Source organism: Vallitalea sp., from assembly GCF_025211055.1.
In the GTDB taxonomy this organism is placed as follows: Bacteria; Bacillota; Clostridia; order Lachnospirales; family Vallitaleaceae; genus Vallitalea.
The window spans coordinates 12,149-24,830 of sequence record NZ_JAOARO010000086.1; the positions used below are offsets into that span (position 1 = coordinate 12,149).

A 12,682-nucleotide genomic window follows, 5' to 3' on the forward strand; every position below is an offset into this window, starting at 1 on the left:
TTTGATGAAACAAAGGATTGGAATTGTAACAAGTGGGGGAGACTGTCCAGGCTTGAATGCAGCAATTAGAGGTGTAGCAAGAGCTTCTTATGGTATGATCGATTGTGAGATAATTGGTATAAAAGATGGTTTCAAAGGCTTAATACATTGTAATTATCAAGTGTTGACTCCAAGGGACTTCTCTGGAATACTTGTTAGAGGAGGAACAATACTTGGTACATCCAGAACTCCATTCAAGAAAATGAGAAAAATTGAAGAAGATAATATTGATAAAGTAAAAAATATGGTAAATAATTATGAGAAAATGAAATTAGACTGCTTAGTGACGCTTGGAGGTAATGGAACACATAAAAACGCTAATCTCCTTAGGGAAGAAGGACTTAATGTGATAGCTCTTCCAAAGACTATTGATAACGATATATGGGGTACAGATATAACTTTTGGATTCCATAGTGCAGTAGATATCGCAACTGAAGTAATCGACCGTATTCATACAACAGCGGATTCTCATGATAGAGTCATGTTGGTTGAGTTAATGGGTCATAAGGCAGGTTGGTTGACATTACACGCAGGGGTTGCTGGTGGAGCAGATGTAATTTTGATTCCTGAAATTCCTTATGATATAAATAAAGTTATAGATTCCTTGGATAAAAGACATTCTTCAGGTAAAGACTTCTCTATATTAGCTGTATCAGAAGGAGCACTTTCAACCCAAGAATCCAATATGAAGAAAAAAGAGTTGAAAAAATCAAGAGAAAAAATGAAGTATCCATCAGTATCCTATAGATTAGCTAAACAGATTAATGAAGCCTTAGGTCTAGAAACAAGAGTAACTATACCAGGACATCAGCAAAGAGGAGGTTCACCTTCACCATATGATAGAATATTGGCAACAAAGCTTGGTGCATATGCAGCCGAGATGATAGCTAACAAAGACTATGGAAAAACAGTTTCAGTTGTCAATAATAAATTATGGGCAACACCTTTAAAAGAAATAGCAGGTAAGTTGAAACTAGTTGAGAAAGATAATCTGCTAATAAGTACTGGTAAATTGGTTGGGGCGAGTTTTGGAGATTAAGGGAGTGAGTGAACTCTCTTTTTTTATAGAAAATAATAGAGCATAATTACTTTTCTTATATTCTACGGAAAGTTTTACGTGACGAAGTGATTAATATAAAGTAAAATAATGTTAGAAAGGGGAACGGGTATATGATAAAGTTTATTCATACAGGTGATGTACATATTGGTATGGAATTCAAAAGTGCTAGCTTCTCTAGTGAATTTGCTAAAAAGCGTAGAAACGAAATAAAAGAGACTTTTATGAATATAGTGTCAAGAGCAGGAGAAATGAAAGCGGATCTATTACTTATAAGTGGAGATTTATTCGAAGACGAATACATTACCATAGGAGAACTAAAAGAAATCAATAATAGCTTTAGTAAAATTAGTTCTACAAAAGTAATAATGATTGCTGGTAATCACGACCCCATAATAAATAACAAGTCATATTATAACCTAATAGATTGGTCAAACAATGTTTATATAATGAATACAAATACTGATAAAATTACATTTGAAGAATTAAATGTTGATATATACGGATTAAGTTGGAATAAGAAAGAGATAAAAGATAATCTGTTTAATGAATTAGAAGTTGAGAACAAAGACCGTGTTAATATATTATTAGCACATGGAGATATATATCAAAGATCCAATTATCTGCCTATAGACAAGGATAACCTAAAAAGTAAAAACTTTGACTATGTGGCTCTTGGACATATACATAAACACGATTTTATAGAATCTAATATAGCTTATTGTGGAAGTCCTGAACCTCTTGATTTTGGAGAAACAGGAGTTCATGGAATTATAGAAGGTATCATTAGAAAAGATAGATTAGATGTTGACTTCCTGCCTTTTTCTAAAAGACAATTTATTGGAATAGAAGTTATAGTAGAAGATTATATGACAATTGAGGATATAATAGATAATATCAAGCATATAGTTAGTGATTATGATTTCAAGAACCTATATAGATTCAATTTGAAGGGTATAAGGGACAAGGATATATTGTTTGATAAACAGTATATAAAAGAAAGAGTAGAAGAATACGTAATATATGCTGAGATTATTGATAATACTACCCCAGATTATGACCTTAATAAATTAAAACAAGAAAACGAAAATAATGTTATAGGTAAATACATTGAATATATGGAAAGACAGAATATCCAAGATGAAATATCAAAATTGGCTTTATATGAAGGTATTGAAGCGTTACTAAGTGAGAAGGTGAACTGATTTGTACATAAATAAAATGGATATAATAAGTTTTGGGAAATACCAAGATAAGGAGATTAAATTAACCAATGGTATAAATGTTATATATGGGGATAATGAAGCAGGAAAATCTACTATACATAAATTCATTGAAGGTATGTTATATGGTTTTTATAAGCCTTATAGAAAGAATAAGCAGTTCACACCTGATTATGATCGTTTCCTACCATGGAATAATAGTAATAAGTATAAAGGAATATTGGTCTATAAACATCAAGGCAAAGAATACCGTATTGAGAGAAACTTCATGAAACGTAACGATAAGGTGGAGATCTTTGATAATGGTACTGGAGAAAATATTACTGAAAGATTTGAGTATGATAGTGCTACCAAATTATATCAGCCAGCTTCTAGACACATAGGTATCAACAAATCAACCTTCAATAATACAATCAGTATCGGTCAGCTTAGTAGCAAAACTTCTGATGAACTGGTGAAAGAAGTAAAAGACAGCCTTATCAATCTAGGCGAAAGCAAGGACGAAGAAATATCAGTAAGGAATGTTATTGATAAATTAAAAAAGAAATTAGACGATATAGGTACCGCTGGTAGAAAAAAGACAACCCCTTATGGTAAACTCACCGAAGAAATAAAAAATCTGAAAAAAGAAAAGGTTGAAGCTGAAAAGATATGGCAGAAAGTTTTAGAAAGACAAGAAGAATTGAATAACATCAATAATAAATTAAAGGAAATGGAAAACAGAAAAAAGGATAATGAAGAATTACTTGATTATCTTAGTAAAGAGGAAGTTAAAAAAGCCTATGAAGAAGGATTAAGGCTTAAAGAATATATAGATAATAAAACTTCTGAATTAAAAGATATTGAACAGTTCAAAGATGCTGATATAGAACTTATAGATGATGCTATTAAGAAACTTAATAATCTAGAATTATGCAGAAGGCAGTATAATGAATTAAAATCAGAGCTAACCCAGATAGAGAACTATCTAAAAAAACAATATGAGATATATAATCAAGTTAAGGTATTGGAAGATGAAGATATAAATGATATTGACAGTATAGCTTCCCAGTATAATATCTATAATGATATGGTAATAAGATCTAATGAATTAAAAGACTTAATAAAGGAACTTAAGACAAGTTTAAATTATGATAATGATAACAATAGTGTTATTGAAGATGACTATGAGTATACTAGACTGGAAGAAGAAAGAAAAGAGATCAAATACAGCAAATCAGTAGAAACTGAATTAAAAGAACAAAAATATCAAGATATGCTAGCAAATCAAAAACATGGTAAATTAATATCTTCATTATCATTTCTGATTTTTGTTGGTCTTTTGGTAAGTGGTATCATATCTTCTCAAATAATAGTTATAGCTGTATCGGTAGTGTTTGCTTGTGTAGCTATATACACTACAATTGGTTATAGAAAAAATAAGGGTAAATTAGATATTCTGCTTAATGAAATCAATAGGGTCAAATCAGCAGAAGGAAAAAAACAAAATAAATTAGATGAAATTGTACAAAAGCAAAATGAAATATTGAAGAAACATAGGTGTACAGAACTTATTGAGTTAAGGAAACTAAAAGATAAAGTAATTCATATGAATGTAATTCATGAAGATAATAAGAAAAGATACACAAAGGCTATGTATGACCTAGAAAAATTAGAACTTGAAAAGAAGCAAAAAGAAGAAAGGTTAACATATTATGTAAACTTATTATTGGATTCTAAGAGCCTAGATATCAATAATATTAACTTAGTTAAAGAAAAATATGAGATTTTTAAAGATACTAGGAAAAACATTAATCATAAAAATGAAGATAAAAAGAATAGATTAGCAAAATATAATAGCATCAATGAGCAAATATCTAAGTTGAATAAAGAGATCAAAGAGATAGCTGATAGGTATAATGTTCAAGATGAAAAAGGATTTCAACAAGTAAAAGATAAGAAATATCTATATCATAACATGATAAGTAACATCAACAATAAAAAAGAATTGTTAAGCAGATTGCTTGGGGATAATACTTTAATAGAGTTGGAACAAAAGTTGACAAAGTATAATCAGGTACAAATGACTACTGATAAATCTAAAGAAGAACTATTATTAGAGCAAGATAATATTGTAAATGATATTATACATATTAGCAAAGATATAACTTCTTATGAGACTAAAATAGCTAATTTACAAAAAGATGTTAGACCTATAGTAGATATTGAAGAAGATATATCAAATAAATTGAATATAAAATCTGATTACGATAAGAAGATTAAGGCTCTCACAATGGCAAGAGATGCTATTGAAAATATTTCAAGAGATATACAGAATAACTTTGCACCAAAACTCAACAAAAAAGTTTCTAATATAATTAGTAATATCACCAATAAAAAGTATACTGATATCAAGATAAATCCTAATATGGAGATTCTTACATATGAACCTGAAAATCATGAATTAATCTCTATAGATTCTTTAAGCAAAGGAACTATTGATCAGATGTATTTTGGATTGAGACTTGGACTTATTGATATTATAAAAGAGGATAAGTCATTACCACTGATATTAGATGATTGCTTTGTCCAGTACGATAATGATAGATTAAAGATGGTTATGGAAACCCTTGAGAATCTAGATAGGCAGATAGTTCTATTATCATGTCATAGGAGAGAGGAAGAAATATTGAAGAGGCTTAATGTGGAGTTTAACTATATAGCTTTGTAAGTTATGATTTATCCAAGAAAAACTTCTAAATACAAAAAAATAATAGGTAACTAGATGCAATATATAATAGGAAACTATAGCAAAAAAATATTGAAATGTCCTTGAAATGTCAAGATAAATTATATATACTTAAACCAATAAAAAATTTAAGCGCTAATTATAGGAATATTTTTTTAGAATTTGTTATAATTTTTAACAAAAAAGGATAAAATATTATGTAAGATAAAAAATTTATATAATTAATTGGAGGTGTTTTAATGTTTACCAATATTGAATTGAAGAACTATAAATCTTTAGTAGATATTAATGTTAATTTTACTGACTCAAAAAAACAACCTAAAAAATTAGTTCTTTTATATGGTGAAAATGGTGGGGGTAAGTCAAATTTAGTCTCTGCATTTAGCACCTTGATTGATATGATAAAAACATTAGAAGTAAGAGAGTTTATAGCTAGTGTAGTTGAAGAAATGAATGAGGAAGTTAATATTGAAAGGATAAAACTTCTTCAAAAGCTTAGAAATAATTATAGAGATTTAGAAACAATTATACAACAAACACATACATGTAATTCTGAGGAGAACATGGTATTGAAGTATAGTTTTAATATTGATGGAAAAGAAGGGTATTATTATATTGAAACGGATAATGATTCAATAGTTAAGGAAGAGTTATATTATGTTATAAATAAGAATAAAGGATATCATTTTCAAATAACTAAAGATAAATCTATACTTAATCCTAATATCTTCAAAAATAAGATATATAATGAAGAACTCTATGATAAAATAGAAAAATTTTGGGGAAAGCATACTTTTCTATCAATTATTAATTATGAGTTAGTAGAGAAAAATAAGAGTTATGTCCATGAAAGATTATCACCAAGATTTCTAGAGGTATTCAAATTTTTTAGTAACTTTTGTTTTAGAGTTAATGAGGGTACTACTAATATAAGAATAAGAAGCGGTATCGAATATAATGTATTAGATGAGCTTCTTGAAGGACAAATATCTAGTACTAAAGAATATTTATTAAAGATATCTGAACGTTTTCTAAATCAATTTTTTACTCAATTATATGCTGATATTAAGAATGTATATTATGTGAAAAAGAAAGATGAAGAGAATATTAAATATGATCTATGGTGTAAGAAATTAATTGGTAATAAAATACGAGATATTAAATTTAGAAATGAATCAACAGGAACATTGCAATTATTAGAATTAATTCCGCTAATATTAGCTTCAATTGGTGGAAATGTAGCAATTATTGATGAGTTCGATACAGGTATTCATGATTTATTAGTTACTAATATTGTAACTGCTTTAAATGATTCTATTGATGGACAATTAATAATGACAACACATAATACTTTACTAATGGAAAATCAAATTCCGAAAGATTCATTATATTTTATTGTTACGGATTCAGATGGAAATAAGGAAATTCCTTGTTTGACTGATTATGAGAGAAGAACTTATCCTAGAAATAATATTCGAGATTTATATCTAAAAGGTATGTATGAGGGGATACCTTCTATGATGGATATAGATTTTGAGGATATCTTAGAAACTATGAAAGATAATTAATTTTTTGGGGGAATACTAATGAGAAAGTTATCATATACAAAAGCTGTAATAATCTGTCACGGAAAATCAGAAGTTCAAATATGTAAATATATTAAACAAAATTTACGATTAAGTATTGAAATTAGTGCTAGGAAAAATGGTAGTTTACCAATTCAAATTAATAGTTTAAAAAGTTATCTTAATAATGATGTTTATAAAAATCTAGATTCGTTTATAAATAAGTTTTCTAAGGTTAATATTGTAGGAGAGGGTAAAAATCAAAAGATTGAGAATTTCAAATTTTTTATTATAATGGATACTGATGATTGTACCAAGGAACAAAGAGAAGCCTATAGTAGCAAAGAAATGTTTAAAGATCATTGGGCTTATGAATATATAGTTCCCATTTATAATATCACTAATTTAGAAGACGTACTTAAAAATTGCTCAATTAAGTGTACAAAAAATACTAAGAATAAGACCAGTACATATATTCGAGTTTTCCCAACTGATCCCAAATATACACATTCTAATGATAGAGTTCAATTAACCGATTTTAGGAATAAGATTGAAAAATGCAAGTATTCTAATATGGATATCTTAATTGATTATTGTTTAAAATGCAAACCTAATAACAAAAATTAAAAGGCTAATAAACACAGAAGTTATCAGCCTTTTAATTGAACGCACGTGGTAGGAATCGAACCCACAACCCTCTGATCCGAAGTCAGATGCTCTATCCAATTGAGCCACACGTGCGTATTGTAAACCACTATTAAGTTTTTTACCTAACCTATTATATCACTAAAACCATAATAGTCAATATGTTTATAGTATATAATAACACTATGTTTCATTAACATTATTGATATTTTTTCATTCTTATATCTGAACCAAAGATTTTAAGTGGTTCATAGTTACCAAATATACGTGATACAATTCTATCGGAGTATTGTTTTGACCAATCAGTTGGTGATAAGTTGGTGGATATCAATGTTGATTTCTTATTCAATAATCTTGTATTAAGGCAATTGAATAACTCAACTCCAGTAAAACGATTATTAAATTCAGTTCCTAGGTCATCGATTATTAACAAATCGCAATCAAAAATAGACTCAATCTGTTCTTCGGGAACTTTTTCATCACCATTATTGAACTTATAATCCTCAAATAACTTGAAAAGTCCAAATGATGTTAAATAAATTACTGTATGAGAACTATCCAATAAAGCTTTTGCTATACAATTACATAAAAAAGTCTTCCCAAGACCAGCTTGTCCAAACAAAATGATATTTGTAAATTCACTATCAAAGTGATTAACGAATTTCTTACATTTTCCATATATTTTACGTATATTTTCTAATGGTGATAAGTTGAATCTTGAATCAATCTTATCTGAATAATAGTTAAAAGAAAATGTACTGAAATTTTCTTCTTCAATAATATTTTTAATATTAGATTGTTCATAAGCAATATTAATCATGGCTTGTTTTAGGCAGATACATTTTTCATTACCGATATAACCTGTATCTTTACACAGATTGCAATCATATTTTGGTTGAAGATAATCTTCTGGATATCCATGATCTAGCAATAAACGTATTTTCTTTGAGGATAGAATGAAATTACTTTCTTGAAGTTCTTCAATCTTTTTTTCTGACTCATCTGGATGCTCAATAATATAATATGTAGTATTAACACTATTAGAAGCTATCTCATCATCTAAAACTTTTATAAGAGGTATTCTATTGTAGATTTCTTCTTTTCTTTTAGTAATTTCATGCTTGATACTAAGCTGTTTCTTATCGTAATTTTGCATGATTAACTTATATTGAGAACGTTTTAGATTCATAATATTAGCTCTTCCTTTCTTTTAATAACACTTTATGAAATATTTTATTAGTAGCTTCCGTCAGTTTCTTTAATGAGTAGTTCCATAGCTTTTTTCTCTAATTCATCAAAATTATATGTACGTTGGTCATAATTAATGAACTTAGATTGATTTTTAGTACTGTCAGTTTTCTTAGTATTAGATTTTAAATGATGTTTTTCATCAAGCTCATTAACATTTTTAATGGTCTTTACGTTGTTCTTATGCCAGTTGTTAATTATAGCATCAATATAACTGAATTGAGGTTGATGGATTGTCTCCATTGTCCTATTACATGCTTCAATAATGATTTCTATAGAAAGATTATAATCATTTAACCATTTCTTCATATATGTAATTTGTTTTGGAGTAGGATTCCTATCACCAATACCTAGGGATTTCATAATTTTAAAATAACTATTGTTAAAAGTCTCAATTCTATTTTCTGCTTTAGCAATTGTATTAATACCTTCATCTGCCCAGTTGATGGCTACTTTTTCAATATAACTCATATTTCTATGGTTATTGGAAACACAGTACTCAATGAGAAGTTCAATAACTTCAAAAGGAAGTCCTAGCCAATCATTAAAACCGATTAGAGTGTTGATATCCTGTTGAGTCAACATTTTACCAAGATACTTTTGAGTTATGTAAATCAGTTGCTTATAATTTTGTCTACTCATAAAAGATGTAATCTCATCAATTTTATATTGAGGTTTTGATGAGATATTGATTCTAGCATCTAACTGTTTTGTTGTAGCAGCAGTTTCTTTCTGTGTATCCACAATGGCATCTACATTATCAATATTAGTAAGGTCATTTAATTTTATTGACCTAATAACTTTCTTATCATCATATTCAATTATCATGACATTAGTTGATTCCCAATATCCTATAGCCCTCATGACATCTGTTTCAGTTAGATGAAGTTTATCAGCTACGTCTAACATTGATATTGATTGTATATTTTTTGATGCATATCTAATAATCAATAAATACACTCTCACAAAATCTCCATTAGAGTTTGATAAGAATTTATCAATGAATTTATTTGGTATCAAGGTAAATTGATTAATATTTTGTGGATAAATAGTAATCATACTCATAAAACAAATCTTCCTTCCGATAACATTTTATGTAAACTAAGCTATGGTTATTTAACTTAATTAGGCTCATTAATATATAAATCGCTCTTAGTATAACATAAAAAATTATATTTGTGTGGTAAATAATGTTTTTAAAAAACTCTGAATAATATCAGAAAATTTACTGTTAAAATGTTGAAAGTGATAGTTTTTTAAACATTTGGAGTATATTGTTTAACAAAACATTAACATTTACCTGTTGATAACTTTGTGGATAGTGTGGATAAAGTTTTACATAACTTATTAACATATGTTAAAATTCTATAACAATATCTAAAAATCAAGTGTTGAAAAAAATAATTTTCGAGTTACTAACAGATATTATGTAAACTATTTAGCCAGTAACTAACCACAGTTTCCCTGTTGACAACATTGTGGATAATGTGGATAACTATCCCTTAATTAGTTCTTCCCCTATAATTCTCACGTCTCCTGCTCCCATAGTTATCAACAGGTCATTTGGATAACAATTCTGGAGTAAAAAAGTCTCTATTTCGTCAAAAGAAGAGAAATAAAAGGCTTGCTTTCCAAGTTTAGTAAGTTCAGACAATAAATCTTTGGAATGAATTTCGCCAGTATTTTTTTCTCTATCTGAATAAATATCTGTCAATATAATATTATCGGCGGAACTTAATGAATAGGCAAAGTTCTTCAAGAAAGCTTTTGTTCTTGAATAGGTATGTGGTTGAAAGACAACCCATAATTTGTTATGAGGGTATTTTGTTGCAGCTGAGAGTGTTGCTGATATCTCAGTTGGATGATGAGCGTAATCATCTATAACATTAACTCCCCTTATATTTCCTTTGTATTCAAATCTCCTGTTTGTTCCTGTGAAGTTCATTAGACCTTGTTTCATATCAATAATATCAACATCAAGGCAATTACTAGCAGCAATAGCAGCTAAGGAATTATAAACATTGTGTATACCGTTGACTTGTAAATTGATTTCTTCTATTTTTTTACCATTGTACATAAGGTCATATATTGGATAACCATACTCATTATATCGTATATTTTCAGCATAATAAGTATTATCATTACTTTTTCCGTAAGTAATGATATTACAATCTAGGTCAGATATTATTTCTTCATAATTATCAATATCTCCATTTATGATTAAATAACCATCATTTGGTAATTTATCAGCAAAAGATTTGAAAGAATGTCTTATATGATTTATATCTTTAAAATAATCAAGGTGATCTTCTTCTATATTAAGTATAATAGAAATAAAAGGATTAAACCTCAAAAAGCTATCACAGTATTCACAGGATTCGGTAACAAAATAGTCAGAATCACCTACACGAATATTTCCATCAATTACATTGAGTATACCACCTATTGATATAGTTGGATCTTTCTGTCCTTGAAGAAGGATATGGGATACCATTGATGTAGTTGTAGTTTTTCCATGAGTACCAGATACTGCAATTGGATACTTGTATGTTTTCATAATCTGTCCAAGTAATTCAGCTCTACCTATTAATGGAATGCCTTTTTCCAGTGAAGTCATATATTCAATATTATCTTCTTTGACAGCTGCTGTATATATTACTAATTCAGTATCATCAGAAATATTGGAAGTTCTATGCCCTAAAAATACATTTATACCAAGGGCTTCTAGTTTTTTTGTTGTTTGAGTAGTTTTTATATCGGAACCAGTTATTTTAAAACCTTTTTGATGCAGAATTTCTGCTAAACCACTCATGCTTATGCCGCCAATTCCTATGAAATGAACATTTAATGGCTTATTAAAATCAATTGTATACATTACTGAACACTCCTCATTTTTATTATTATATTTAGGGAATTTTTATTTTCTACAAATCTGCTATGGGAAACGAGGCGTAGCCTCTTTTGTTATGCTGTAGTGATAAAATCTTATCTAATATATAGTATATAGAATTAATTATATAATCGGCACAAAATAATAAGGATTTTATATGCCTGTATTAATCAAAGGGTAAGAAATTTAATTCACTTATTTAATATTATAACTATAAGAGTTAACTTTTAAAAGAGAAATATAAAAAAATGCTAAAATGGATGGATTCTATGTTTTTTAATGGTATAATAATAAATATGAGACGAGTGTTGAATAGCCAATTGAGTAAGTATTGCTTAAGCTAAAATATGAAGAGATAAGGAGAATTTTTTTGTGGGCAAAAAAGTGAGTAGAACAGATAGAATTGCAGTGATTACAAAGATGTTGGTAGAAAATCCCAACAAGATTTTTACATTAAATAATTTCGTGGAGATCCTTAGTTATGCCAAATCAACTTTAAGTGAAGATATTGATGTAATAGAAGAAGTATTTAAGAATTTTGAATTAGGTGAGATTAAATCTATTTCTGGTGCTGCTGGAGGTATTTTCTACAATCCTAAGCTTACAGATGAACAAATAGAGAATATATGTAATGAATTATGTGAATTGATAGATGATAAAAAGCGAATTATTCCTGGTGGGTATGTCTATATGAATGATATATTCTATAACCCTAATATCTTACAGAAAATTGCTAAATCATTAGCTGCACCATATTTAGATAAAAAGATAGATTATGTAGTAACTATAGAAACTAAAGGTATTCCCCTTGCAATTATGACTGCTAATATTCTTAATATACCAATGATTGTTGTTAGAAAATCAGCTAGGTTGACAGAAGGAACTACTATTCAGATGAATTACATAGCTGGTTCTTCAAGAAGGATTAATACTATGGCTTTGGCGAAGCGTTCTATACCAAAAGGAGCTAAAGTATTGTTTGTAGATGATTTCATGAAAGCAGGTGGAACTGCTAAAGGTATAACGGATTTGATGAAAGAATTTGAGGCGGAAGTGATGGGGATAGCAGTGGTTATGTCTACGAAAGAACCGGAAGATAAGTTAATCGATGATTATTATTCTTTATTGGAATTTGATGGTATTGATGAAAAAAATGAAAAGATTAATATATATAGGAAAAAGAATAATAATGTGTGATTAATTTTATGGGGATTTGATAAAAGATTTGTGTGAAATTGGACAACGGTTGTATGTCGAAACCATATATAATGATAATACACTCTCGTT

General features: G+C 28.4%; 9 protein-coding genes and 1 tRNA gene. 6 read left to right on the plus strand and 4 right to left on the minus strand.

Features of this window, described 5'->3' with window-relative positions:
• Positions 1-4: 4 nt before the first annotated feature.
• The 5 genes from N4A55_RS12115 (at position 5) to N4A55_RS12135 (ending at position 7,239) form a co-directional block, all read left to right on the plus strand.
• On the plus strand, positions 5-1,078 hold the full coding sequence (locus tag N4A55_RS12115) for a 6-phosphofructokinase (protein WP_293756701.1): 1,074 nt from the start codon (positions 5-7) through the stop codon (positions 1,076-1,078).
• A gap of 131 nt (positions 1,079-1,209) precedes the next feature.
• The gene (locus tag N4A55_RS12120; RefSeq protein WP_293756703.1) at positions 1,210-2,301 is read left to right on the plus strand and encodes a metallophosphoesterase family protein; all 1,092 of its coding nucleotides are present in this window, start codon (positions 1,210-1,212) and stop codon (positions 2,299-2,301) included.
• A gap of 1 nt (position 2,302) precedes the next feature.
• Positions 2,303-5,029: an AAA family ATPase gene (locus N4A55_RS12125; RefSeq protein WP_293756705.1), complete on the plus strand. Its 2,727-nt coding sequence runs from the start codon at positions 2,303-2,305 to the stop codon at positions 5,027-5,029.
• Positions 5,030-5,286: 257 nt separating this feature from the next.
• Entirely contained in the window at positions 5,287-6,615 is a 1,329-nt protein-coding gene (locus tag N4A55_RS12130; protein ID WP_293756707.1) for an AAA family ATPase, read from the plus strand.
• An 18-nt stretch (positions 6,616-6,633) separates the two neighbouring features.
• Complete coding sequence (locus tag N4A55_RS12135) at positions 6,634-7,239, plus strand: hypothetical protein (protein WP_293756710.1); 606 nt, start codon at positions 6,634-6,636, stop codon at positions 7,237-7,239.
• A 40-nt stretch (positions 7,240-7,279) separates the two neighbouring features.
• Here the strand turns inward: N4A55_RS12135 and N4A55_RS12140 are convergent.
• The 4 genes from N4A55_RS12140 to murC all read right to left on the minus strand — a co-directional run bounded on the left by N4A55_RS12140 (position 7,280) and on the right by murC (position 11,380).
• A tRNA-Arg gene (locus N4A55_RS12140) sits at positions 7,280-7,353 on the minus strand.
• 103 nt (positions 7,354-7,456) lie between these two features.
• Positions 7,457-8,446, minus strand: coding sequence for an ATP-binding protein (locus N4A55_RS12145; protein WP_293756712.1), 990 nt, complete (start codon positions 8,444-8,446; stop codon positions 7,457-7,459).
• A 47-nt stretch (positions 8,447-8,493) separates the two neighbouring features.
• Entirely contained in the window at positions 8,494-9,570 is a 1,077-nt protein-coding gene (locus N4A55_RS12150) for a DnaD domain protein (protein WP_293756715.1), read from the minus strand.
• 430 nt (positions 9,571-10,000) lie between these two features.
• Positions 10,001-11,380 carry a UDP-N-acetylmuramate--L-alanine ligase gene (gene murC, locus N4A55_RS12155; protein ID WP_293756718.1) on the minus strand — a complete coding sequence of 460 codons (1,380 nt, stop codon included), beginning with the start codon at positions 11,378-11,380 and terminating at the stop codon, positions 10,001-10,003.
• Positions 11,381-11,767: 387 nt separating this feature from the next.
• Here murC and purR point away from each other — a divergent pair, with 387 nt between their 5' ends.
• Positions 11,768-12,592: a pur operon repressor gene (gene purR, locus N4A55_RS12160; RefSeq protein ID WP_293756721.1), complete on the plus strand. Its 825-nt coding sequence runs from the start codon at positions 11,768-11,770 to the stop codon at positions 12,590-12,592.
• The last annotated feature ends 90 nt before the right edge of the window (positions 12,593-12,682 follow it).